Origin of the sequence: Mucilaginibacter conchicola (genome assembly GCF_003432115.1) — a bacterium.
Taxonomy (GTDB): Bacteria; Bacteroidota; Bacteroidia; order Sphingobacteriales; family Sphingobacteriaceae; genus Mucilaginibacter; species Mucilaginibacter conchicola.
The window spans coordinates 152,213-177,326 of the sequence record NZ_QWDC01000002.1 but is presented as its reverse complement, the minus strand read 5'-3'; the positions used below and the strand labels follow the sequence as shown (position 1 = coordinate 177,326).

Here is a 25,114-nt window from a genome sequence, read left to right as displayed (position 1 = left end):
GTTAATTAGGGTAGCGCATCCTGATTAATAGATAACAGTTATCCAACCTGTTTTTGTTGCGTTATTATCGTCTAATGTTATTACGTAGTAGTATACAGCAGCAGGTAGTTTTTTGCCGTTATAGGTAGCGTCCCAGCTTTTTGACGCACCTCTTGCAGAATAAACCTGTATGCCCGATCTGGTAAAGATACGTACGTTGGCTTTGGGGTGACTTTCAAGATTTTTTATTACCCAGGTATCATTTACGCCATCGCCGTTGGGCGTAATGCTGTTGGGTATCTTCAGTTCGTTATTTACCGTAATTTTTACGGTAGCCGGGGTTGAGCATCCTGCTGCATTGGTGGCGGTAAGTGTATAAACTGTAGTTTCAATAGGAGAGGCCACAGGGTTTAAAATACCGGGGTTGCTTAGGCCATTAGCCGGCGACCATACATAAGTGGTATTTGGGCTTACGCTGCCATTCAATGTGGTTTTTTCGCCAATCTCAATCACGGCAGCGTTACCGGCATTAACAACAGGTACGCTATTAATATGAACAGATTGGCTACCCTGCGAAGGGAAACCGCAAGCATTTTGCAAAATTTGCCAGCTAAACTTGATATCTACATCAAGCGGTACATTGGTTAACACTACCTCCGGGTTGTGTATGTTGGCATCGTTAAATGGGTTGTAACCTACAGGGCCTGTTAGGCTCCAGGTTCCTGTCTCGTTAGCGTTTGGCGGTGTGCCGTTAAGCGTTATTTGTGTTTGCCCGCATGATACCGGAGATATATTGACAGACGCCGTGGTAACATAACCAACATAATCTACTGTAAAGCTATTGCTTGCGTTTTCGCAATCGCCGGATATTGCCAGCCTTGAATAATATTGCTTTGTTGTGTTGGTAAAAGTAAACTGGTAATCTTTTCCGGTAGCGCCATTTATGTTCTGCCAATTTACGTTATCGGCACTTACCCGCCATTGGTAGCTAATATTGCCGTTGCCGCCGTTAGCTGTACTGCCCGTTATGTTAACATCTTTTGACCCCGTTGCGCATATCACACCATTGGTTGAACTTATCGTGTTGTTGTTTATAAGAGGGTTTATGTGAACATTAAAGTAGGGCGAATAATTTACCGTACCGCCAACCGTTGTTTTTCGACGGTAACTTTCTATAACTATTACTGCAGATGTACCGGATATAGGCGCTACATAATCACTGTTTGTACCATCGCTACCAACTGATTGCCAGGCGCCGTTTATATATTTTTCCCACTGATAAGTTGCACCACTGATGGGGAACCCGCCCGGAAGCAATATATTGAAAGCCGATTGGCAAACGTACAGATCTTCGGGAACGGCCCGGGTGATGATAACTTTATAATTGGTACTGCCACAGGCATTGCTGAGGGTGTAAGTAACCGGAGATGTAAAATTCTGATCAATCCCTGATGCCGGGCTAAGGGTACCGCTGTTGATAATGATAGTGGGCGATAAACTTGCAGGGTTTGTTTGGGGCGATACCGATAAAGTTATAGTGTGGTTAGTTTGATCAATAACCGCCGGGCCGTTTTGGCCGGGAACTGTAAAATTGCTAATCTGGCTGCTAATGCCATTGGTTATCAATACCGATGCACTGCTTACCTGGTCGCAAGATGGTTTGGTGATGGTCCAGGTAAGATCAAACTGTGAGTTTAAGGGGATGCCGGTTATTACAGCATGCGGATCATGAATGTTTGATGGGTTAAACGGATTATAACCTGTAGCCGAAGTTATTGACCATGTACCCGTTTCGCCAAGCCCCGGCTCGTTACCTGTTAAAGTGTAAGAGTTGTCGTTGCAAAGGGTAACCGGGGGCCCCACTGTGGCTGTTGTTGGGCCGGGGATATAATCAATGGTTATAATATTGCTGTAGGCTTCGCAATCGCCGGTAGTGGTTACCCGCCTAAAATATACTTTCTCTCCAAAAGTTGCCGTCAACGACCAGTTTTGTTCCGTGCCCGGCTCTGCAAACCATGATGTACCGTTAATACTGGTTTGCCAGCGATAGGTAGATGCGCCCGTGTAACCAACAGGTACGTTTCCTGTAAAGTTATAGGTGTTACTGGTAAGGCCGCAGGTAACCTGCCTGTCAACAAAGATCTCATTTTGCGCGGTTGTAGGGCTGGTTACCACTTTAAAATAAGAATCATAAATAGTGCCGCTGGCTTTCGTAACTGCCCTGCGGTAGTTTCTTATTACATCGCCCCCGCTTAAATTTGAAGGGCTATTGGTATTATAATTAGCTCCGTTTGCAATACCTGGAGCAGGTTCCCAATTGGTACCCTGCTGTATTTGCCATGCATAGCTTATTACCGGCAAAGTTACGTTGGCGCCGGTAAGGGCAACGGGGTTGCCCGGGCACACATTGATGGTTGATACTACGTTTTGCGTTTTTACAGTTACGTTGTAAACCTGGTTACCACAAGGATTGTTAACGGTGTAGTTTACAAGGTTTGTGAAATTTTGAGTTGCTCCGGTTGCCGGCGATATTGTGCTCCCGGCCGAAATGGTTATCTGCGGTGTTAATGCAGTAAGGTCGGTGCCATCTGCAACGGTAAGCTCTATTGTTTTGTTAGTTTGGTTGATAACTGCCGGCGCTATTTGCTGCGGCATACTAAAGCCGGTAATTTGAGGGTTTGTAGTGCTTACCACTACCGTTTTTGATGCCGATGTTACACAGCCTGATGAATTGGTTACCGTTATCACGTACGTACCGCTTTGATGGAAAGTGTTTGTAGCCTGGTTAGGTGTATCACCCCCATTCCAGGTATAGCTTACCCCGCCGCTTGCAGTTAACTTTGTACTGCCACATGTGGTAGCGCCTTGTGTTATATTAATATTAAAAGGTTGCGGCCGTATGCCCCAGGTTAAGTTGGTGTAATTTTCGGGTGTGGAAGAACTGATAGTTACACAAGTAAAATCGCCGGGGAACATGATCACCGCGTAACCTTCGGTACCGGTTATTTTTGTGCTGCTGTTATAAACCATACCGCCGCCATCATACAAAACCACGTAAGGGGTTGAAAAGTTAAGCGAGGCACTTAGCGGTTGTGTACTCCCTAATGATGCCAATAATAATACAGGGTTGGTTACTTTTCTGGAGAAACACATGGTTGTTGTGCCACCCGAGCCTGCTGCCCATTCAGTTTTAGGTACGGTAGAGTTGGGGATATTTGATGGATAACCGCTAAGCCTGCTATCAAAAGAGTAGATAGATGGCGTAGTACCAAATGTATAGTTTGCAGACATATTGATACTTATGGGGGTACCATCGGCATCAATTATACTACCCGATAAGCTGGTTACATTGTTTAGCGAAGGCCATGTTGCCCAGTTAACATCATAACAATTGGCAAATTGCTTTAAACGCTTTAAAATACTGGCTGTAGAATCATTTACGAATTTGTTGTTTTTGGTAGGTAACCCCTCTTTTGCGAAAGTAGTATTTACGGTAAACAAAAGTAAAGTACATGCAGCTAACGCAACCATCGTTTTAAACAGATGGTTTAAAAATACTTTTGACGAATAAGCCGCTGCAGGTAACAAAGGTTTAGATATCAGTGGATTATATTTATTGGGTCAACTCATAAGCCAAGGCAATTATCCGCCTTATAAAATACCGAGGTTGATTTGCGGTAAAACAAGCCCGGCGATATACCGCTGAATAGTAAATGTTTAAAACCTTGCTCAAGTAAAAAGTCAACCCCGTCTTTATATTCGGGGCGTTCAGAATCGTCTAACACCATTACGCCATTGGCAGATAGTGCTTCTACGCCCTGCTTGCAACAGTTAACCCGGTCGCGCCCATCAACAATAATAATATCAAACTTTTTGTCCAACTTAACCGGCATGCGGCAGTAATCGCCGTTGCGTACCAGTTCGCAGTAAATGAGTTCGCTGTTAGCCGGTTTTTTGCCTGATTGTTCTATCTTATCAAACCACTCTTTATCGTGCTCAACAGATACCACTGCACCTGCATATTTGGCGTAGAAGTAAGTAGAGTTGCCAGATCCAAACTCAAACACGGTGTGTTGTTTGGTTAACCTGTTATCTTTTATAAAATCAATAAACGAATAGGTTACCCATGGTATAGGGTTGCCATCAGCATCAACCGGCGATTTGCTGTCAAAAGCCTTAAACCAGCCTATATCATTTAAATAGCCTTTTTTATCGAATGATAAAAGTGCGCGCAAATGCGAGGGGTTTGTTAATACTTTTATTAGAGATGAAAGGGTACTCAACGTTTTATAATTTTTTGAAACAGTGAAACCAAAAATAACGATTTAAACATCATTATAGCCTGTTTATGAACTTTAGGGATAAATACTATGAAGAATGCCGAACTTGCATAAGCAATTAACGTGGCTATTGCTGCGCCCATCATGCCCATGTGCGGTATAAGCAGCAGGTTTAGCACAATGTTTACAATAGCCCCAAAACCGGTGCGCAGAAACGTAAGCTTAGCATAGTTTTCTGCTATGAGATATTGACTATTGGCCGCGCCCAAAAACACAAACACGCCAGACCATATATGAACTGATAGGGTAGGCGCCGCGTAGGCGTACTCCGGCGTATACAACTTGTAAATTAGTGATGAAGCAAAGGTGATCACCAACGCTACCGGAAGGCTCAGATATACCATCAGATCATACAGATTTTGGATGCGTTTGGCATAGCGTGCAGGGTCATCTCGTTTGGCATTTAATATGGCCGGGAACAGCGTACTTACAATAACTGTGGGTACGAAATTCCAGGCTTCGCTTAGGGTGGCTACCGTAGCGTAAGCTCCGGCCTCTTTTATGCCGGCAATATTCTGTATCATCAACTGGTCAATCTTCATGTAGAGAGATACCATTATACCAGATATGATCAGCGGCCATGAGTGGCTCAATAACTTTGATGCTAACGGGCCATTAAATCTCCAATTAAACAGGCTGCGGCCTTTGCGCTGGTAGGTTATGCAGTAACCAATTGCTAATAATAAAAAATCTAAAGCATAGGCATAAACAAAACATATCAGCGGCATTTTAAGGTATATAAGCACCAGCTTAATGCCTGCCGATACGAGGTTACCTATCACCTGTACCTGCATTATATATTTCGATTTTACCTCAGATTGAAAGTAAGAATCAATAATATTAAAAGATTGCGCCACGCCAACTGCCGATAGGATAAGTATAAACAAGAAAGGCGTATCCTTGGCAGGGTAAACCTGGTAAGCAAACCACATCAGCGGGATACAGGCCAGGCTTGCCATCACCTTTAACCAAAACGATGTGCCGAGTATTTTATCTCGATTTTGCGGAAACTGGTGTAGTTCCTTCACCACAAATTGATCGAGACCAAGGGTTGCCAATGCCGAGAAGAGGTAAACATAAGTTACCCCGCCGGTGATTATCCCCAGGCGATCTTTACTCAGGTAGCGGGCCACAGCAATGCTCACCAACATTTTTATGAGCAAGCTGCCTACCTTGCCAATAAGCGCCATCCCGGTATTTTTGAAATACTTCTCTAAAGCTTGTTTATCAAATCCGGGAATGTTGGGTATACGCATTTGGGGATAAAGATAGGTGTTAGAGATTAGAGATTGGTGGTTTGTGATTAGTTAGTTGGTGATGCCAATAATAAAATTGATACATTAGATTGCTGTATTTAATTAAGTCAATGTTTTGTAGAATTTATCTTTGTATTAAAGCAGGCGATTCGGATTTATGTACTCAGCAACTTGCTGCTGTCATAAATGCCCAGATTATAAGTGAACGATACATTGAAAAAGATGGATTGTCATTAGAAATCCGATTAAATGAAGATCGAGATATACAAAAAGCAAAAGAATTTCCAAATGGATTTGTTCATTTTCCATATTCTATAGAAATAGAGGCTGAGCATTTCTCTACTCATCAGACTTCAGTTGTTGATGATTTAAATAAAATTTTTCAACTATCTATGGGATACTAATAATTCAGCAGTAGCTTCCTGTGCTTTTGAAAATTTATTAGTGAAAGGCGGTGGATACAAAAGAAGAGATATTCCGTGGTGTTAAAACGAAAAGGCATCCGCTTATATATACCTTTTAATATTTAGTATCCCAATCAAAAACTAATCTCTGATCACCAAATCTCTAATCAACTTACTGCTGTTTATGCAGTACATTATCGCTATCTAACCACCATGCGTGTCCATCGGGTGTTACAGAAATGTTTGTGCCGCCCGGCAGGTTAAGATCTTCCCAATTGTAGCCGTCATCATTTAATTTGAAGATATGAGAAGGGTCAGCGTCGGTTCTTTTGCCTGTAATAAATACCGAGCCATCCGCGCCGATACCAATATCTGATCCCAGAATGTTGTAAAAAGGCTCCCAGTTAATAAAACCGCCAAACCTGTAAATAAGGTTTGATTTATTTACCACCCAAGGCGTGCCATCAGGAGATACAGCAATGCGTGTTCCGGCGCACTCTGTCATGTTTTCCCATACAATACCTGTCCAGCGCATGATGTTGTTACCACCGGTTGGCGATACTTCTATGTTGCCAATAGCAAACATAGCACCGTTGGCACCTATGGCGATATCAGTAGCCGTACCGGGTTGCTCAACCCATGCAGTGCCACTGTATTTTAATATTTTATGGTCTTTGTTTACTACCCATGGTGTACCATCAGGAGCAACTGCTACACGTACAGCGCCACAATCAGGTAATTTAACCAAAACGTTGTTAACCAATTTAGAAATGCTGTAACCGCTTTCTGCTGTACCGTCGGTACCTATAATATAAACAGAACCATCGGCACCAATGCCAATATCTTTACCTTCAATAATTTTTGCTATAACTTTAACCTGGCAAATAGCTGTAATGTTATGCTCTTTGCTTTTAGCGGTCATGGTGGTTGTGCCTTCTTTTAGGGCCATTATAACGCCCTTTTCGTCAATAGATGCAACGGTATTGTCTGATGATGTCCAGGTGATCTGGGTGGCGTCATAGCGCGATGCTAATAATTGTTTGCCGCTACCTACCTGTAAGGTAAGATCAGTATAATTAAGTGTTATTGATTCGGGTTGCACATCAGCATTTTTTACGCAGGCGCTGAACCCCAGTGAAAGGATGCAAAGTATTGCAAAAAGGAAACGTTTCATGTATAAGGTTTAAATATTACCAATAAATATAAGTATTAGAGATCAAAAATTTGTGGAAAGATTTTTTAATAAAAAAAGGCATCCGTTTAGGGATGCCTTTTTATTATGATATTTAGTTTGTTGGTCTAAAGCTAATCTCTGGTCATTAATCTTAAATTAATTAACCTCAACTAATCTCTGTTCTCCAATCGCTAATCTCCAAAGATTATTGATTCACAAATTTCTTAGCGTTCACTTTACGTTCGTTCTCGGTTAAGTAGATCTTACGTAAACGCATGCTTTGTGGTGTAACCTCAATGTATTCATCAGCCTGAATGTATTCCATTGATTCCTCAAGAGAGAATTTAATGGCTGGTGCAATACGCACGTTATCATCAGAACCAGATGCACGCATGTTGGTTAACTGCTTGCCTTTAACAACGTTCACCATCAAATCGTTATCGCGAATGTGCTCACCAAGGATCTGACCTTCGTAGATATCAACACCCGGGTCAACAAAGAAACGGCCACGATCTTGTAATTTATCAATAGAGTAAGCCGTAGTTTGGCCTTTCTCCATAGAGATTAATACACCGTTTGAGCGGCCTGGGATGGTACCTTTCCAAGGCTCGTAAGCTTTAAAGCGGTGTGCCATGATAGCCTCACCAGCAGTAGCAGTTAATACGTTGTTACGTAAACCGATGATACCGCGTGATGGGATCTCAAACTCTAAGTGTTGCAAGTCGCCTTTTGGCTCCATGATCAATAGGTCGCCTTTACGTTGGGTAACCAGTTCAATTACCTTACCGGCAACATCAGCAGGAACGTCAACAATCAGGGTTTCAACCGGCTCAGATTTAACACCGTCAATATCTTTAACAATAACCTGTGGCTGGCCTACCTGTAACTCGTAACCTTCGCGACGCATGGTCTCGATCAATACTGACAAGTGAAGGATACCACGGCCGTAAACCAGGTATGAATCAGGCGAATCAGTTTCAACAACTTTAAGCGCCAGGTTTTTCTCCATCTCTTTGTACAGACGGTCGCGTACGTGGCGTGAGGTTACAAATTTACCCTCTTTACCAAAGAAAGGTGAGTTATTGATGGTGAACAACATGTTCATAGTAGGCTCATCAATTTTGATTACCTCTAATTGCTCCGGATTTTCAAAATCAGCAATAGTATCACCAATTTCAAAACCATCAATACCAACAACCGCACAAATATCGCCCGATTTTACTTCGGTAGCTTTCACTTTACCCAATCCTTCAAAAGTGTAAAGTTCTTTAACGCGCGATTTAACAATTTTGCCATCGCGTTTTACCAACGATACCGGCATGTTTTCTTTTATAGTACCACGTGCCACACGGCCAATAGCAATACGACCCACGAAAGATGAGTAATCTAACGAAGTGATCTGCATTTGCAAAGTACCTTCAGCTTCAGGTGCAGGTGGGATGTTCTCCAAAATGGCGTCCATCAACGGGAAAATATCCTCAGTAGGTGTTTTCCAGTCGGTGTTCATCCAGCCTTGTTTTGATGAACCGTAGATAACCGGGAAATCCAGTTGCTCTTCGGTAGCTTCAAGGTTGAAGAATAATTCAAATATCTGCTCGTAAACCTCTTCAGGGCGGCAGTTCTCTTTATCAACTTTGTTAACAACCACAATTGGTTTCAAACCTAAGGCCAAAGCTTTTTGCGTTACGAAACGTGTTTGCGGCATGGCACCTTCAAAAGCATCGCAAAGCAGCAATACACCATCGGCCATTTTCAATACGCGCTCAACCTCGCCACCAAAGTCGGCGTGGCCCGGGGTATCAATAATGTTTATCTTAACATCTTTGTAACGTACCGATACGTTTTTAGACACGATAGTGATACCGCGCTCACGCTCAAGGTCGTTGTTGTCAAGAATTAGCTCGCCGGCTTCCTGGTTGTCGCGGAAAATGGCGCAGCTGTGTAAGATTTTATCAACCAAGGTAGTTTTACCGTGGTCAACGTGTGCGATGATCGCAATATTTCTGATTTTTTGCATGAAATGCCGCCTTATAAATTTTGCGCAAAGATACGGTTAATTTACGGGATAAGAAAACCCTTTACGCTTTTTACAAATGGTTGATTATTACTTAATTATTTGATAATGTGGGTTTGCAGGGAAAAGCGCTGTTTTATACAAGCTAAACAGCCACGTCATTGCGAGGGCCGAAGCAATCTCTTTACGAAAAACCGATACGCATGTTCACCCTGTAATTAAGGGATTGCCACCTCGCTGTCGCTCATCGCAGTGACGTATGAAGAACAGGCAGGGTTAATCCCTTCATCATGGTTCAAAAAAGAAATCATAATGATCACCTTAATCAAAACCAATCAGCGGTCCCTACTTCCCAAACGCCCAGCACAAAAACTTAGGCATAGCTTTGCCCCAGGTGGCAGTGTTGTGGGTGCCGTTTAGCATCTCCAGGTATTGGATCTCGCTGCGTTGGTAACCTTTGGCTAAAAGCTCTTTGATAATATCTATGGTATCATCAATAGAATCAATGATGCCGTTGTTATTACGATCAGCAGTTTCATCTTTGGTGCCGGTCTGCAGCCAAAATTTAATATCGGGTTTCGAAACGGCGTTTTTAATAACGGCATGCATAATGCGGTCGTCATTGGTATAACCTTTACCCAGGTCTTTGCTTCTCCACCAGAACGACGCCGAGAAAGCGCCTACCATATCAAACACCTGCGGATTGTTCCATGCAATATCAAAAGCTGATAATCCGCCTAAAGAAAAGCCTGCAAAAGCAGTGGTTTCAAATTCTTCAACACCTGTTTGTTCTTTTACAAAAGGGATAAGTTCGCTGGTGATAAATTGCGTGTACAGTGCTGCTTTGCTGCCGCGTTTTTTAAAGTCGGGCTTGCCCGCTACACCGTATTCCTGTACGCGGTCTTCATTAGCGCGGATGGCAACCACCAGCACAGGTTTTAAGCTGTTGCGCTCGTAAAGTTGCTCAAGCGTATTTATAAGGTCAATGGCTTCAAGGTCCTGGCCATCGTTCAGTAATAACAAATTCAAGGGCTCGGTTATGGCATTCGCCTGCGGTTTAAGCAGGGTGAAGGTAACCTCGCGGTTAAGTATCGTAGAAGTAAAATCCAGTTCTTGTTCGTCTATCATTATCTCGGTCTCTGTACTGTAGTACATGGGCATTTTTAAATTTAAGGCTACAAAAATAAGTTTTAAAGTTTTATCAAAGGCCTAAAACAGAATTATTTGGCATAATGTTGACATTAAGGGGCAAACGTTTTAACTTACCATCTTAAAGATAGATAACTATTGAAAGAGCAATATCACCGCTGGCACTCGCCAAACTTAAACCTCGACATGGAAATGCTGGTATTTGGCGACCGCGGTTATCCCGTGCTGTTGTTCCCTACAACCAAAGGCAGCTACTATCAAAATAAAGACCATGGCCTTATTGATAGTGTACGTTGGTTTATCGACGAAGGTTTGGTGAAAATTTATTGCCCCTCAACCATTGATGATATTACCTGGTATGATAAAGGCATCCACCCGGCTGATCGTGCCCGCCGTTACGCCTGGTACGATAAAATGCTGCTGGAAGAGCTGGCGCCCTGGGCCATGCACGAGACCGGGGTTAATAAAGTTGCCGTAGCCGGATGTAGTTTTGGCGGGTACCATGCAGCCAATTTCGCCTTTAAACACCCCGAGAAAGTAGGCCACCTTTTTACCATGGGCGGCGCCTTTGATATCAAAATGTTTACGGATGGCTTTTACGACGATAATATATTTTACAATAACCCTGTAGATTATTTGCCTGGTAGCGATAATTGGGCTTTGTGGCAAATGAATATCATCCTGGGTACATCAGACTGGGATATCTGTAAGGAGTACAACGTCACGCTATCAAATATTTTAAATAGCAAGAACATCAACCACTGGCTGGACATCCGCCCCAACGCCAAACACGACTGGCCGATATGGAAGGCAATGTTTCCGCATTATTTGAGTACGATAAAATAGAATCAAGAATTAAGAGACAAGAATCAAGACAGCTACATTAGAATATACATCTTAAAGAAACATGTCCGGCTCTCGCAACCGGCACTAAACAAAAACCATGAAAAAAATAGGCATCTTATTCGGGCAGGAAAATTCATTTCCGCAGGCATTTGTTGACCGCATCAACGAGAAGGCAGAAAAAGGCATCAGTGCCGAGTTTGTACGCATTGATAAGATGCTGCAGGGCGAGCCATTGGGCTATTCGGTAATTGTTGACCGTATCTCGCAGGATGTGCCATTCTACCGCGCATCGCTAAAGAATGCAGCTATTACCGGTACTGCGGTTATCAACAACCCCTTTTGGTGGAGCGCAGATGAGAAATTCTTTAACAACGCCCTCGCCACTAAAATAGGTGTGCCGGTACCAAAAACGGTGTTACTGCCATCAAAAGATCACCCGGATAATACATCAGATAAATCATTCCGTAACCTGGCTTACCCGTTGGATTGGGAAGCAATGTTTAACTATGTAGGTTTCCCGGCATATATGAAACCCTTTGACGGGGGCGGCTGGCGCGATGTTTATAAAATAAGCAGTGCCGAAGACCTTTGGGAGAAATTTGCGGAAACCAAACAACTGGTAATGCTGCTGCAGGAAGAGATCATTTTTGATGATTATTTCCGTTGCTACTGCATTGGCGGTAAGCATGTACGCATTATGCAGTACGAGCCTCGTAACCCGCATCACCTGCGTTATGAGCATGGCAAAGCACCGGCATCCAAAAAAATGCTGGAAACCATAACCGATTATGTTTTGCGCCTTAACCAATACTTAGGTTACGATTTTAATACGGTGGAATTTGCCGTGCGGGATGGTATCCCTTACGCTATTGATTTCTGTAACCCAGCCCCTGATGCCGAAGTGACCAGCGTAGGCCAGGAAAACTTCGACTGGGTAGTAGAAACCGCAGCAAGCTACGCCATTGAGCGCGCCAAAAAACAAAAAGACGACCGCGATAATCTTACCTGGGGCGAATATTTAAAAACATCCGTTGCCGGTAAAGAACTGTACGTGGCCAAAACCATCAGCCTGCAGGCAAATCCTGTAACAGAAGGGCCTATAGACCATACCATAGCTGAAGAAGGTAAGGCGAAAAAGAAAGCCGCACCTAAAAAGGCTGCACCGGCAAAGGCGGCGGTGCCAAAGAAAGTAGCTGCAGCTAAGGAAGCAGCGCCTAAGAAGGCGAAGAAATAACTCACCCCGACGGCGCTATCGCTGGTCGACCCTCTCTGCTCCGCAAAGAGGGTACTAAAAAGAAAAAAATCCCTCTTTCCGCTTGCGGAGAGAGGGTGGTCGAGCGTAGCGATGATCGGGTGAGTAAAATGAGAAGATACCAATAACCCTTAACCAATTATGAACGAGTTCACCTTAGGTGTTGAAGAAGAATTTATGGTGATTGACCCTGTGACCAGGGAACTCACATCGCACGAGCAAAAAATTGTTGACGGTGCACAAAAGATCCACGAAGACCAGGTAAAGGCCGAAATGCACCAGGCTGTGGTGGAAGTGGGTACGCATATTTGCCGTAACACCCAGGAAGCCCGCGCCGAGGTAACCAAACTACGCGGCACCGTGGCCCAACTGGCCGGCGACCTTGGCCTGCGCATTGGCGCGGCGGGGACACACCCGTTTTCGCACTGGCAACACCAGTTGATAACAGACCACCCGCGGTATTTTGAAATAGTAGACGAGATGCAGGAAGCCGCACGCTCCAACCTTATTTTCGGGTTGCATGTGCATGTGGGTATCCAGTCGCGCGATATGGCTATACACATTGCCAACCAGGTACGATATTTTTTGCCGCACGTTTATGCGCTGTCAACCAACTCGCCTTTTTGGGAAGGCCGAAATACAGGTTTCAAATCATTCCGCACCAAAGTATTCGATAAATTCCCGAGGACGGGCATCCCTGATTATTTCAGCAGTATTGAAGAATACGACCGCTATATTAAACTGCTGGTAAAAACCAACTGTATTGATAATGCCAAAAAGATCTGGTGGGATATCCGTGTGCACCCGTTCTTCGAGACCATTGAGTTTCGTATATGCGATTGCCCTATGCTGGTTGATGAAACCATAGCCTTCACGGCATTGTTCCAGGCGCTTTGTGCCAAGCTGTACAAGCTGCGGGCACAGAACATGAAGTTCATTAACTACTCCCGCGCTTTAATCAATGAGAACAAATGGCGCGCTGCCCGTTACGGTATCGATGGCAAAATGATAGACTTTGGTAAAGAAATGGAAGTGAACACCCGCTCACTGGTATTAGAGCTTTTGGATTTTGTAGACGATGTGGTTGACGAACTCGGTTCGCGCGATGACCTAGCCTATGTACACAAAATATTGGAACACGGTACCGGCGCCGACAGACAACTGGCTGTTTACAACCAAAATAATAACTTTGTAGACGTGGTAGACTATATCACATCACAAACGTTAAAAGGGATTTAAGCAAGGACGCCTCTCCCAAACCCTCTCCGAAGGAGAGGGCTTTAAACATAAAATTAAATATCAAAAAGTCTCTCCGCCAACTGGCGGAGGAGATTTAAAGGGGGCTTATGAACACTAACAAACCGGAAATAAAGGTTGCCATATTAGATTTGTACGATGGCGTGGCAAACGAGGGGATGCGGGGTTTCCGGGAGATACTGGAGCGCTATAGAACGCAGCACAATTTAAATTTAACTTATAAGGTATTTGATGTACGCGGCAAGGCAGAAGTGCCTGATATGGGCTTTGATGCTTATATATCGAGCGGAGGCCCGGGCAGTCCGCTGGATAGTGAGGGCAGCGTTTGGGAGCGCAATTACTTTAACCTGATAGATAAACTGGAAGACCATAACCTGGGTAACAGCGGCGATAAAAAGCACGTGTTTTTTGTATGCCACTCATTCCAGCTGATGTGCCGCAAATATGGTTTGGGCGAGATCAGCACCCGCCGTTCGCCGTCGTTTGGGGTGTTGCCGGTGCATATTGTAGGTGAGGGTAGCCGGGAGCAGGTTTTTCAGGGCCTGAGCGATCCGTTCTACACCGTTGATTCGCGCAGCTGGCAGGTGATCAATCCTGATGAAAGCCGTTTCAAAGAGTTAGGTATGCAGTTGGTCGCCCTGGAAAAAGAGCGCCCTTATGTTGACCTGCCGCGTGCCATGATGGCTATAAGGTTTAGTCCGTACTTTTTTGCCACGCAGTTTCACCCCGAGGCAGATGCCCACGGTATGAGCCTGCTGCTACAACGCGACGACAAAAAAGCCGACGTTATCAGCGAGCACGGCGAAGCCAAGTACAACGAGATGCTGGAGCGCCTTGAGGATCCTGATAAGATAGTACATACTCAACACACCATTATCCCTAATTTTTTGGATGAAGCGGTATTGAAGTATCAGAAACTGGAAGCGGGAGCGTAAGATTAAAGGGTAGCCTGCGTTAGAAATTATATGAAAAATATATAACTATGTCATTGCGAGGAGCGGCAGCGACGTGGCAATCTCATAGGCAGGTCTGATATGCTTGTCCTCTGAGATTGTTTCTCCGCCAGCCGGCGGATCGCAATGACATAGTTTTTGATAATGACAAAGGTTTTTAAAATCAAACACTACCACCTATGAACCCATCTGTCAGAACCATATTTAACCAGAATTTCACCGAGGAAAAGTATGCTGATTTTTTGGTTGACCTGAATACCGGGCTGCACAAACCCGTAGAGTTTAGGGTAGCAGAAACGCCCGTGTTTCTTACGGATGATTTTCGCGATAAGCTGATACAGGCAGGGCAGGACATCATCGATGTAATAACTGCGTCTAACTTTAAGGATTTAAGCGAAAAGGCCATCCCCGAAAAATGGCGCGTAGCCAATGAGAACGATCACTCACATTTTATTGCTCTGGATTTTGGCGTGTGTAAGGACGATGCCGGCAACATCGTGCCCAAACTGATAGAGATGCAGGGCTTCCCCTCGCTGTATGGTTTTCAGGTGCAGCTGGGCGAAAACTACCGCCACGCTTTTAATGTGCCCGGCAACCAAACCATATTTTTTAATGATCTTACTAAAAGCAGCTACATCGATCTGCTGAAAGAAACCATCATTGGCCCTTACCAGCCCGATGAAGTGGTGCTGATGGATGTGAACGCGCCCCATCAGAAAACCGCTGTAGACTTTTACATTACCGAGAAATACATCGGTACACCGGTTGTTTCCCTTGCCGGTCTGCTACAGGAAGGCGACCAGCTATTCTACAAAACCGAAAGTGGCGAAAAGAAACGTATCCGCCGCATCTACAACCGCTTGATATTTGATGAGATAGAGAACGACCCCGATATATTTAATAAAGTAGTAGATATCCGCCAGCCGTTGGATGTGGAATGGATAACGCACCCCAACTGGTTCTACCGCATCAGTAAATATACCATGCCTTTCTTGCGGGGGCGGTACGTACCAAAAACACAGTTTGTGCACAAGCTGGCCACCATGCCCGATGATCTGCAGAATTATGTGCTTAAACCATTGTTCAGCTTTGCGGGGCAGGGTGTTATCATTGATATTATGGATGGGGACATAGAGAAACTCCCCGACCCTGAGAACTGGATCCTGCAGGAAAAGGTAGATTATGTACCCGTTGTTGAATCACCGGATGGTGGCGTAAAGGTAGAAATACGACTGTTGTATTTATGGCCCGATGGGCATGAAAAACCTACATTGGCCATTAACCTGGCAAGGCTAAGCCGGGGTAAAATGATAGGTGTGCGTTACAATGCCGATTTCGACTGGGTGGGCGGCACTGTGGCATTTATGCATAAATAGGCAGGGATACTTTTTTAGCACACAAAACGTATATATTAATATTAATTTTGCGACATGAATGTACAGGTCATTATCATAGCGATACTATTTGCCGTTGCCGTTTTTTACGTGGGCCGTATTATTTACAAAAGCTTGTTTGCTAAAAAGAGCTGCGGCAGCAACTGCAAGTGCGGGGTTGATTTTTCTGGCGTTGAGCCGGGCAAACAATCTAAGTAGTCTGTGGTTTGATAATTACCTTATCATTTTTTTAACCCCTAAGATCCCTTCATGTCCTCAAACAACAGGCAGATATTTCAGGCCGATAATCCCGGCAGGTGGAACCGTTTTAAATGGCTTAGCCGCGTAATTGTAGTAATACTTATTGTAGGTGCAGTAGCTGCTGCCATTACCATTACCTCAAAACAATACCCTGACCTTCCCAATCTCGATAAGGCGCCAACCCGCCTTACCAAAGAAAAGCTCGAGGCCCTTAAAAAATCAAAACGTTACGAAGATTTTAAGATAGAGAAAGCCGAGATAGAGGCGCTTGCGCGTGCAAAACGTTTACATCAGCTTAAGCATCCGAATAATGACAACCGTATCAATGCCGGTTTCTACAAAGCCTGGGAAGCACAGGCATACAACTCATTGGTTGATCATATTGCCAGGCTGGATATGGTGGTTACCGAGGGTTTTGCCTTTTCGCCTAATGCCGATACACTTAAGGTAGGCATTGATACCGGCCTTATCAACCTAAATAAAAAATACAAAAAGCAAGTACTGGTAACGCTATCCAACTACGTAAACTATGATAACGTACGTGGCGGCTACGATGTAAAGGATGTTGAGCGCATTTTTAAAAGTAAAAAACTGCGCACGGCATTCATCAACAGTATGGCAGCCACGCTTAAGCGCTACAGTTTTCACGGTATAAACCTTGATATTGAGGATGTAAAAAACCGCAATAGTAAGGAGATGATCGCTTTTGAGGAAGACCTTTACAGCATCTTCCATAAGCAAAACTTGCTGGTAACGCAAAACGTAACGCCTTATGATGAGGAGTTTGATCTTAAAAGGCTGGCCAAAATAAACGATTTTCTGTTTATAATGGCTATCGATCAGCATAACGATAGCAGTAACCCGGGCGATATATCGCACCAGCATTGGGTTGAGGAAATACTGGATTATGTTTGCAGCCAAATACCGAGCGAAAAGGTTATGCTTACCGTTGCCGGTGGTGGATACGATTGGCCCGAGAGCAGTGTAGGTACAGCTATTGGTTATCCGCAGGCGGTGAGCCAGGCCAAACAGAATAACAAGACCATTACCTATAACCCCGAGTCGGCTAATTCACATTACAACTACCTGGGTTCTGATAGCCTGAACCACACCGTGTATTTTGCTGATGCGGCTACCAATTTCAACATCATCCGCATGGCTGATGACTGGGCAACCGGTGGTGTTGCCCTTTGGCGCATGGGAGCCGAAGACCCAAGGCTGTGGACCTTTTTCCAAAAGAACCTTTCGTTAGATTCACTGAAGAAAACCGGATTTGACCTGCACAGGTTAGATACCGTTGGTCTGAACAACAAGATAGATTACGCAGGTGAAGGTGGTGAGGTTTTAGACCTGGTAACAGAGCCGCATACGGGTAAGATAGATGTATCGATGGATACCAAAACGTACACCATCACCAACCAAAAATACATTGAGCTACCTACCAAATACGTTATCCGCCGTTATGGTTACAAACCTGGCAAAATAGTTTTAACGTTTGATGATGGTCCCGATCCTGACTTTACCCCGCGCATACTGGATATCCTGAAGAAGGAAAAGGTACCGGCCTCGTTCTTTGTGGTAGGATCAATGGTGGAGAAGAACATCCCACTGCTTAAACGCATTTATGATGAGGGTTATGAGATAGGTAACCATACGTTCTTCCACCCGGATATATCAACCATTAGTTTGGACAGGGTGAGCCTGGAGCTGAACTCTACCCGTAAACTTATCGAATCGATAACAGGGCACAGTACCATCCTGTTCCGCCCGCCATTTAACGCCGATGCCGAGCCGCAAACCTTGGCAGAGGTTATTCCGGTAGCCAAAAGTCGCGAACAAAGCTATATCACCATTGGTGAATCTATTGACCCGTGGGATTGGCAGCCGGGCGTTACAGCAGACAGTATTATTGCGCGTACCATTCGCCAAAAAGATAACGGCAGTATGATATTACTGCATGATGCCGGTGGCGATACGCGCGAAGAAACGGTGAAAGCCCTGCCCGCTATAATCCATTATTTTAAAGAGCACGGTTACCAGTTTACCACCATTGCAGATATCCTGGATAAAAGCAAGGACGACCTGATGCCGGTGGCAAAAGACGAGCAGAATTTCTGGGGGCATTATTATGATATCGTAGTAGTAGGTTTCTTCCTCGGTAATAAGTTCTTCTTCTACGTATTCCTGTTTGCCATATTCCTGGCTATGGGGCGTATTATTTTGATAGGCATCCTGGCAACACGCCAGTTCTCGGTTAATAAGAAGATCCAGAACGTTGCCCATGAGTTGCCGCCGATAAGTATCATCGTGCCGGCGTATAACGAAGAAGTGACCGCTATAAAAACCATAGAGAGCTTATTGAAAACGGAGTATCCGGTATTCAATATCATTTTTGTGGACGACGGTTCAAAAGATACTACTTACCAGGTGGTAAGTGAGGCTTATGCCAACCATCCGCAGGTGCAGGTATTTACTAAGCCGAACGGTGGTAAGGCATCAGCGTTAAACTTTGGTATAAGCCACGCCAATAACGATTATGTGATCTGTATTGATGCCGATACCCAGCTCAAAACCGACGCCATTTACCACATGATGACCTATTTTACCGATGAGCAGATAGGTGCGGTGGCAGGTACGGTTAAGGTAGGTAACGAGACCAATATGATCACCAAATGGCAGTCGTTAGAGTATATCACGGCCCAGAACATGGATCGCCGTGCATTTGATATTATCAATAGTATAACGGTAGTGCCGGGTGCTATCGGCGCGTTTCGCAAGTCGGCAATATTCAGGGCGGGTGGTTTTACCTATGATACCCTGGCTGAGGATTGCGATTTAACCATGCGCATTCTTAAAGAAGGTTACGTGGTGAAAAACTGTGCAGAGGCCATTGCCTACACCGAGGCGCCTGAGACACTGAATGCCTTATTAAAACAACGCTTCCGCTGGAGCTTCGGTGTTATCCAGAGCTTCTGGAAAAACCGCGATGCGCTGTTCAATAAAAAGTTCAATTACTTTGGTATGGTGGGGATGCCAAATATCCTCATCTTCCAGATCATATTACCATTGTTCTCGCCGCTGGCGGACCTGATCATGATATTGGGACTGTTCGGCAGCCACCCCGAGAAGATGCTGGTATTCTACGTAGCCTTCCTGCTGGTAGATTTTATAGTGGGGGCCATTGCCTTCCGCATGGAGAAGGAGCCGTACGGCAAGCTGGTTTACCTTATACCGCAACGTTTCATCTGGCGACAGCTGATGTACTACATCCTTTTCAAATCCATCCGTAAGGCCTTAAAAGGCGAGTTGGGTACATGGGGCGTATTGAAACGTACCGGTAACGTAAAAATGAAGAAAGGCGAACTGATAGGTGGCGGAGACGAGCCACCGGTTTAGCATAAGCTATAGTATAAACAAAAAGGCTATCCGTTAAGGGTAGCCTTTTTGTTTTGAGTTAAATACTATTCTTTAACAGTTAATGCAGGGTTGATGTGAAGTTTATATTGTGAGAGTTCATTTGCGGAAATTTAACTAATCCTCAAATGAAAAACAATTTACTCACCATGCTTGCTGTTGCCGCTACTGTTAGCTTCACGGCATGTAAAAAAGACCGCGTTAAGGTTGATCCTTTCTCATATCCTGATATGGCCGAAGCAGCAGACCCTGCCGTGCTATTCACCACAGGTGCCGGTGTAAAAGTTTATAACGGCGGTTTCGGCTCAGCCATAACTGCCGACCCGAGTGATCCCAACGTTTTTTACCTGATGACAGACCGCGGCCCTAACGTTGCGGGTACTGCCGCCAACACCATACTTTTAGGCAAGCCCGATTTTACTCCGGCTATCGGTAAATTCCGTTTAAAGGATGGCAAACTGGTTTTAGAACAAACCATCGAATTTAAAAATGCAGATGGCGTTAAGCTTAACGGTTTGCCAAACCCGGCAGGGCAGGGCGCAACCGGTGAGATTCCTTATGACCTTAACGGCAATATGTTACAAACCAGCGCCGATGGTATCGATTCTGAAGGCCTTGTTCGCGCCGCCGATGGCTCTTTCTGGGTGAGCGATGAATACGGCCCTCACATTGTACACTTTGATGCTACAGGCAAAACTATAGAACGTATCAATCCGTTTGGGACTGGTACAAAAGGCCGCAAAATACCTTTGGTGTTTGCCAAACGCCGCGCCAACCGTGGTATGGAAGGTTTAACCATTACACCTGATGGTAAAACGCTGGTAGGTTTAATGCAGTCGCCAATGTATAACCCAAGCAAGGCCGCCATTGGTAATTCTGTTGTATTGCGCATACTTACCTTCAACATAGAAACCGGTGCAACAAAGCAATATGCTTATCTGATGGATGATCCGTCACTTACCGGCTGCAGCGAGATTACTGCTGTTAACGCTACTACTTTCCTTACTATTGAGCGCGATGGCTTGTATGGTGGCGCACCAACCAATCCGGCTACTTTCAAAAAGATCTTTAAGATAGATATCAGCAACGCAACCGACATTTCAGATGCTGATAACGGTGCCAACGGTAAATTATACGGTGGCAAAACGGTAGAGGAGTTAGGCACTGCTGCAGGTTTGCAAGGCGCAGGCATCACGCCGGTAACCAAAACGCTTGTATTAGACCTGTTGAAAGATCTGCCAAAAGTTTACCCGCATGATAAAGCCGAAGGTATTACCCTGTTGCCTAACGGCATCCTGGCTATCTCAAACGATGATGATTTTGGTGTGGTTGATAATGGTTCAAATACCTTTGCACAAAAAATATTGCCTGCTACCGGCAATGTAGACCATAACAGCATCTACTTTGTGAAGATAAAATTGTAACAAGCCCCTGATTAAACTATACATAGCCGGCTTCCCGGCAAAACAAAAAGGCCACCCAATGGGTGGCCTTTTCTAATTTTTTGTGCTCCGTAATTTATACAATTACTTAATTGTTGTAGGCTACCAAAAATTCAGGTAGCTGTAGCTGGTTATAGCTGTAGTAGTCCTTATAGCCGTATTTTTCGGGGTTCGTGATGATCTCCTTCATAGCAATAAGTTTGTAAACGTAAGAACCTGTTTCGCGGTTAAGGCTCATGCGGAAGTAGTTATCCTCATTTTGCTTCCTTATTGAGCGTTCCAGTTTAACCGAACCGTTGTTGTAGGCAGCGGCAGCCAAAGTCCAGCTGTCAAACTCCTGGTACAGTTCTTTAATGTACTTGCAGGCCGCAATGGTTGATTTGCGCAGATTTAAGCGGTCATCTACTTTGCGGTTAACCCTTAGGCCGTAGGTGCGTGCTGTGCCCGGCATAAACTGCCATACACCCCTTGCGCCCTTTGGCGACGTACCCTCACGTAAGCCCGATTCTACCAACGGCACGTATTTAAAATCTTCGGGGATACCGTAAGCTCTTAAAATTGGCTCGATAATTGGAAACATCTTGTCGGCTTTAGCATGTAACACGTTTGACTGAACGGCCTTGTACCTGTGTTTTGCTATTGATTTTTTTAATTTAAAATCTACTTTTTTGTCGTTAAGTGGCAATGCTTCGTCGGCAAAATTGAAAGCTGCCTCTTCTGCTACAGCAGGCTTGCTGAACAGGAAGTTTACAGGCGCTAACGAGATGTGTTTTGCTGCCGGAATTGCCGGTGTTGTACTGAAAATGTTAAGTGCGGAAATGATAACCATCACTACGATTACGGAGCACGTAATTAAGTGTTTTTTAGTCATTTCTTTTCTATTCATTAATTAAACATTCTGGTATAATGTGCCGCAAAGGTACGTTATATGAGGCAGACTGTCAAACAGTTGCATAGGGCTTAGTGTTTTGAGAATTTTAAAATAGTTCAAAAATCGCGGTTTAAAGTGGTTTAAACGGCGATTTTGAACCGGCTAAAAAAAATGATTTTGGTAGAGTAAAATCCCGGAATTTTCGTACTTTTGACCCTTCACGCTGCGAAAGCGCAAAACAAAAAAACATGGTATTTAAACGACCAACAGGTAATCGCGACGATAAGCCAAACAGACGATCAGGCCGCCCGCAAGGCAGTGCCGAAAACACAAAAAGAACATCTTCTTCCGCACCTTACGGAAGCCGTGACGGTGATAAAAAACCATACGGAGACAGAAGACCAAATTCAACTAATCCAAAACCATTTTCGCGTAAAGCAGAGTTCGGTGATAAAGAACCGGGCAGGCGTTTTGATGCGCCATCATCCGGCGACAGAAAACCTTACGCAGGAAAAGATAAACCATACACCGGCCGCCCCGAAAGTGGCGACCGACCATACAGTGCACGCCCTACCGATGGCGACCGCCCAAGACGCAGCAGCTATGGCGAGCAGGCAAATGGCAAAAAGCCGTTTGGTAAAGGCAAACCATACAGCGGCAGGCCCGAAGGTGGCGATCGCCCTTATAGCTCGCGCCCGACCGAAGGTGGCAGCGACCGTCCATTCCGCCCGCGCCCTACAGAGGGAGGCGACCGCCCGAAAAGATCATTCGGCGAAGGCCGTGGCAGCGGTTACGCTAACAGCACCGGTAAAAAAGATTTTAAAAGCACTACAACGGGCTACAAAAAACGCGACGACAGGGATTCTGACAGAAATGCTGAAGCACCTACGCGTACCATGCGTGGTCGTAAAAACGCACCTGCTCCTAAACAGAAGGATGATGGCCTGATAAGATTAAACCGTTACATTGCCAATGCAGGTATCTGCAGCCGCCGTAAGGCCGATGAGCTGATAGAAGCAGGCGTAATATCAGTAAATGGTGAGGTTGTATCAGAACTGGGCTACAAAGTTGACCCTGTTAAAGATATGGTACGTTACAACAACGAGCCGCTTAAACGCGAGCGTATGGTGTACGTATTGTTGAATAAACCAAAAGATTATATCACCACTACTGATGACCCGCAGGAGCGCCGTACGGTTATGCACCTGGTTGAAAAAGCCAGCCGCGAGCGTATTTATCCTGTAGGCCGTTTAGACCGTAACACAACCGGTTTATTGTTGATGACTAATGATGGCGACCTGGCTGATAAACTATCGCACCCGCGTAACAACATCACTAAGTTATACAACGTTGAGCTGAACAAAAGCCTTACCCAGGGCGATTTGAACAAAATAGGTTTCGGTTTAGAGCTTGAGGATGGTTTTATAAAACCGGATAGCGTATCGTACGTAACGGGTGGTAGCAAAAAAGAGATAGGTATACAGATCCATAGCGGTAAAAACCGTATTGTGCGCCGCATATTTGAATCATTAGGTTACGAGGTAGTAAAGCTCGATCGTTCGGTTTACGCTAACCTTACCAAAAAAGATCTTCCGCGTGGCCGTTGGAGATACCTTGATGAAAAAGAAGTTATCCAACTGAAACACCTTGTATAATCATATACACACATAACAACAAAGGCACCCATTGGGTGCCTTTGTTGTTTAAGCGCATTTTACTCACCCTGACGTTGCCTCGCTCGTCGACCCTCTCTGCGTGAGCGTAAAGAGGGAAAAAAAGCAATGTTTTAACCCTCTTTGCTGCTTGCAGCGGAGAGGGTGGTCCAGCGTAGCGTAGACCGGGTGAGTCAACTGCGGGGCTGATACTGAATTAAGAAAGGAGCAGTTTAAACCCATCACATTCCTTTCAGTCTTATGCATAACCCGTAATGCTTTTGATACTTATAATTAGACGCATATTTTATTACCTTGCATTATAAACCATTTAACACGAGATGAAGAAATTATTGATACTTGCTACTATGCTGACACCTATTTTGGGTATGGCGCAAAAAAAGCCTGCTTATCCGTCAAAATTCGACCTTGTTGTTGGTACTTATACCAGCGGCACCAGTAAAGGTATTTCAGTTTACCGTTTCTATACCGAAACCGGCAAAATGGTTTTAATGAACGAAGCCGAAGGCGTTAGTAACCCATCGTACGTTGCTGTATCAAACGACAATAAATTTGTATATGCTGTTAACGAGAACGACCAGGGTGAGGTAAGTGCTTTCCGTTTTGATCCTAAGTATGGTAAATTGGAGTTTATTAACAAGCAATCAACCCTGGGTGGCTCACCTTGTTATGTAACGGTAGATAAAGGGCAAAAGAACCTGTTAGTAGCCAACTACTCAGGAGGTAACATCTGCGTATTGCCTTTAAACCAGGATGGTTCTATTGCCCCTGCGGCCATGACCATAGGTGGCGATGCCAAAAAACTTGGCCCTAATAAAGAGCGCCAGGAAAAACCACACGTACATACAGCAGTACTATCGCCAGATGAAAAGCAAGTGCTGTATACTGACTTGGGCACAGATCAGATCCATATTGCTAAATACAAAGCCGCTAAGAAAGATCAGATATCACAAGGCACAGCCATTAGTGTTAAGCCCGGCGATGGCCCAAGGCATATTGCTTTTTCTAACGATAAGAAGAATATGTATGTAATTACAGAGATGGGCAGTTCTGTTGTGGTTTTTGATTATAACGGTGGTAAACCAAAACAACGCCAGGAGATATCTTTACTGCCTGAGAATTTTAAAGGAGAAACCGGCGCGGCTGATATTCATATTTCGCCAAACGGTAAATTCCTGTATGCCTCAAACCGGGGCGATTACAACGATATCTCTGTATTCTCTATCAACCCTGAAAACGGCGAGCTTACTTTTGTACAGCGCCAGCCAAGCGGCGGTAAGGGCCCGCGTAACTTTGCGATAGACCCAACAGGTCGTTTCCTTTTGGTGGCTAACCAGCAAAGCAACGATATATTTGTATACAAGCTTGATGCTGAAACCGGCAAAATTGTGCAGGCTGTTAGTCGCGCGCAAATCGGTAACCCGGTTTGTATAAAATTTGCCAATGCAGAATAATA

The 25,114-nt window shown here is 44.7% G+C and carries 18 protein-coding genes; 11 read left to right on the top strand and 7 right to left on the bottom strand.

Going from position 1 to position 25,114, the window contains the following annotated elements:
- Positions 1–24: 24 nt before the first annotated feature.
- The 3 genes from D0C36_RS10385 to D0C36_RS10375 form a co-directional block, all read right to left on the bottom strand.
- Positions 25–3,510 (bottom strand): gliding motility-associated C-terminal domain-containing protein, encoded by a 3,486-nt coding sequence (locus D0C36_RS10385; RefSeq protein WP_117391561.1) that lies wholly within the window; start codon positions 3,508–3,510, stop codon positions 25–27.
- A 95-nt stretch (positions 3,511–3,605) separates the two neighbouring features.
- Complete coding sequence (locus D0C36_RS10380) at positions 3,606–4,214, bottom strand: FkbM family methyltransferase (protein ID WP_233524465.1); 609 nt, start codon at positions 4,212–4,214, stop codon at positions 3,606–3,608.
- Between the two features lie 44 nt (positions 4,215–4,258).
- Positions 4,259–5,575: a flippase gene (locus tag D0C36_RS10375; RefSeq protein WP_117391559.1), complete on the bottom strand. Its 1,317-nt coding sequence runs from the start codon at positions 5,573–5,575 to the stop codon at positions 4,259–4,261.
- A 110-nt stretch (positions 5,576–5,685) separates the two neighbouring features.
- On the opposite strand from D0C36_RS10375, the gene D0C36_RS10370 reads away from it, so the two are divergent.
- Positions 5,686–5,979, top strand: coding sequence for a hypothetical protein (locus D0C36_RS10370; RefSeq protein WP_117391558.1), 294 nt, complete (start codon positions 5,686–5,688; stop codon positions 5,977–5,979).
- Positions 5,980–6,151: 172 nt separating this feature from the next.
- Here the strand turns inward: D0C36_RS10370 and D0C36_RS10365 are convergent, their stop codons facing one another.
- From D0C36_RS10365 to D0C36_RS10355, 3 genes are all read right to left on the bottom strand, one after another.
- Positions 6,152–7,153 (bottom strand): Ig-like domain-containing protein, encoded by a 1,002-nt coding sequence (locus D0C36_RS10365; RefSeq protein WP_117391557.1) that lies wholly within the window; start codon positions 7,151–7,153, stop codon positions 6,152–6,154.
- A gap of 205 nt (positions 7,154–7,358) precedes the next feature.
- Positions 7,359–9,170, bottom strand: a complete 1,812-nt coding sequence (gene typA / locus D0C36_RS10360; RefSeq protein ID WP_117391556.1) for a translational GTPase TypA — start codon at positions 9,168–9,170, stop codon at positions 7,359–7,361.
- Between the two features lie 342 nt (positions 9,171–9,512).
- Positions 9,513–10,322 carry an alpha/beta hydrolase gene (locus D0C36_RS10355; RefSeq protein ID WP_117391555.1) on the bottom strand — a complete coding sequence of 270 codons (810 nt, stop codon included), beginning with the start codon at positions 10,320–10,322 and terminating at the stop codon, positions 9,513–9,515.
- Between the two features lie 132 nt (positions 10,323–10,454).
- Between D0C36_RS10355 and D0C36_RS10350 the strand changes: the two genes are divergently transcribed.
- The 8 genes from D0C36_RS10350 (at position 10,455) to D0C36_RS10315 (ending at position 21,096) form a co-directional block, all read left to right on the top strand.
- Positions 10,455–11,162 (top strand): esterase family protein, encoded by a 708-nt coding sequence (locus D0C36_RS10350; RefSeq protein ID WP_117391554.1) that lies wholly within the window; start codon positions 10,455–10,457, stop codon positions 11,160–11,162.
- A gap of 97 nt (positions 11,163–11,259) precedes the next feature.
- The gene (locus D0C36_RS10345) at positions 11,260–12,396 is read left to right on the top strand and encodes an ATP-grasp domain-containing protein (protein ID WP_117391553.1); all 1,137 of its coding nucleotides are present in this window, start codon (positions 11,260–11,262) and stop codon (positions 12,394–12,396) included.
- Between the two features lie 159 nt (positions 12,397–12,555).
- On the top strand, positions 12,556–13,653 hold the full coding sequence (locus tag D0C36_RS10340; RefSeq protein ID WP_117391552.1) for a carboxylate-amine ligase: 1,098 nt from the start codon (positions 12,556–12,558) through the stop codon (positions 13,651–13,653).
- Positions 13,654–13,760: 107 nt separating this feature from the next.
- Positions 13,761–14,606, top strand: coding sequence for a type 1 glutamine amidotransferase (locus D0C36_RS10335; RefSeq protein ID WP_117391551.1), 846 nt, complete (start codon positions 13,761–13,763; stop codon positions 14,604–14,606).
- A 197-nt stretch (positions 14,607–14,803) separates the two neighbouring features.
- Positions 14,804–16,000, top strand: coding sequence for a hypothetical protein (locus tag D0C36_RS10330; RefSeq protein ID WP_117391550.1), 1,197 nt, complete (start codon positions 14,804–14,806; stop codon positions 15,998–16,000).
- 54 nt (positions 16,001–16,054) lie between these two features.
- Positions 16,055–16,216: a FeoB-associated Cys-rich membrane protein gene (locus tag D0C36_RS10325; RefSeq protein ID WP_117391549.1), complete on the top strand. Its 162-nt coding sequence runs from the start codon at positions 16,055–16,057 to the stop codon at positions 16,214–16,216.
- 51 nt (positions 16,217–16,267) lie between these two features.
- Entirely contained in the window at positions 16,268–19,654 is a 3,387-nt protein-coding gene (locus tag D0C36_RS10320; protein ID WP_117391548.1) for a glycosyltransferase, read from the top strand.
- 146 nt (positions 19,655–19,800) lie between these two features.
- Positions 19,801–21,096 (top strand): esterase-like activity of phytase family protein, encoded by a 1,296-nt coding sequence (locus D0C36_RS10315; protein ID WP_117391547.1) that lies wholly within the window; start codon positions 19,801–19,803, stop codon positions 21,094–21,096.
- A 106-nt stretch (positions 21,097–21,202) separates the two neighbouring features.
- On the opposite strand, the gene D0C36_RS10310 is transcribed toward D0C36_RS10315, so the two are convergent.
- Positions 21,203–21,943: a lytic transglycosylase domain-containing protein gene (locus D0C36_RS10310; protein WP_233524464.1), complete on the bottom strand. Its 741-nt coding sequence runs from the start codon at positions 21,941–21,943 to the stop codon at positions 21,203–21,205.
- 290 nt (positions 21,944–22,233) lie between these two features.
- Here D0C36_RS10310 and D0C36_RS10305 point away from each other — a divergent pair, with 290 nt between their 5' ends.
- Both D0C36_RS10305 and D0C36_RS10300 read left to right on the top strand, forming a co-directional pair.
- On the top strand, positions 22,234–23,640 hold the full coding sequence (locus D0C36_RS10305; RefSeq protein ID WP_117391545.1) for a pseudouridine synthase: 1,407 nt from the start codon (positions 22,234–22,236) through the stop codon (positions 23,638–23,640).
- Positions 23,641–23,978: 338 nt separating this feature from the next.
- Entirely contained in the window at positions 23,979–25,112 is a 1,134-nt protein-coding gene (locus tag D0C36_RS10300) for a lactonase family protein (RefSeq protein WP_117391544.1), read from the top strand.
- The last annotated feature ends 2 nt before the right edge of the window (positions 25,113–25,114 follow it).

What these genes read in the sequence shown, in the direction of transcription:
- D0C36_RS10315 (WP_117391547.1), top strand. Translation starts at nt 19,801, where the DNA reads ATGAAAAACAATTTACTCACCATGCTTGCTGTTGCCGCTACTGTTAGC.
- D0C36_RS10335 (WP_117391551.1), top strand. Translation starts at nt 13,761, where the DNA reads ATGAACACTAACAAACCGGAAATAAAGGTTGCCATATTAGATTTGTAC.
- D0C36_RS10355 (WP_117391555.1), bottom strand. Translation starts at nt 10,322, where the DNA reads ATGTACTACAGTACAGAGACCGAGATAATGATAGACGAACAAGAACTG.
- typA (WP_117391556.1), bottom strand. Translation starts at nt 9,170, where the DNA reads ATGCAAAAAATCAGAAATATTGCGATCATCGCACACGTTGACCACGGT.
- D0C36_RS10385 (WP_117391561.1), bottom strand. Translation starts at nt 3,510, where the DNA reads ATGGTTGCGTTAGCTGCATGTACTTTACTTTTGTTTACCGTAAATACT.
- D0C36_RS10370 (WP_117391558.1), top strand. Translation starts at nt 5,686, where the DNA reads ATGTTTTGTAGAATTTATCTTTGTATTAAAGCAGGCGATTCGGATTTA.
- D0C36_RS10340 (WP_117391552.1), top strand. Translation starts at nt 12,556, where the DNA reads ATGAACGAGTTCACCTTAGGTGTTGAAGAAGAATTTATGGTGATTGAC.
- D0C36_RS10305 (WP_117391545.1), top strand. Translation starts at nt 22,234, where the DNA reads ATGGTATTTAAACGACCAACAGGTAATCGCGACGATAAGCCAAACAGA.
- D0C36_RS10375 (WP_117391559.1), bottom strand. Translation starts at nt 5,575, where the DNA reads ATGCGTATACCCAACATTCCCGGATTTGATAAACAAGCTTTAGAGAAG.
- D0C36_RS10345 (WP_117391553.1), top strand. Translation starts at nt 11,260, where the DNA reads ATGAAAAAAATAGGCATCTTATTCGGGCAGGAAAATTCATTTCCGCAG.
- D0C36_RS10320 (WP_117391548.1), top strand. Translation starts at nt 16,268, where the DNA reads ATGTCCTCAAACAACAGGCAGATATTTCAGGCCGATAATCCCGGCAGG.
- D0C36_RS10330 (WP_117391550.1), top strand. Translation starts at nt 14,804, where the DNA reads ATGAACCCATCTGTCAGAACCATATTTAACCAGAATTTCACCGAGGAA.
- D0C36_RS10310 (WP_233524464.1), bottom strand. Translation starts at nt 21,943, where the DNA reads ATGGTTATCATTTCCGCACTTAACATTTTCAGTACAACACCGGCAATT.
- D0C36_RS10365 (WP_117391557.1), bottom strand. Translation starts at nt 7,153, where the DNA reads ATGAAACGTTTCCTTTTTGCAATACTTTGCATCCTTTCACTGGGGTTC.
- D0C36_RS10325 (WP_117391549.1), top strand. Translation starts at nt 16,055, where the DNA reads ATGAATGTACAGGTCATTATCATAGCGATACTATTTGCCGTTGCCGTT.
- D0C36_RS10300 (WP_117391544.1), top strand. Translation starts at nt 23,979, where the DNA reads ATGAAGAAATTATTGATACTTGCTACTATGCTGACACCTATTTTGGGT.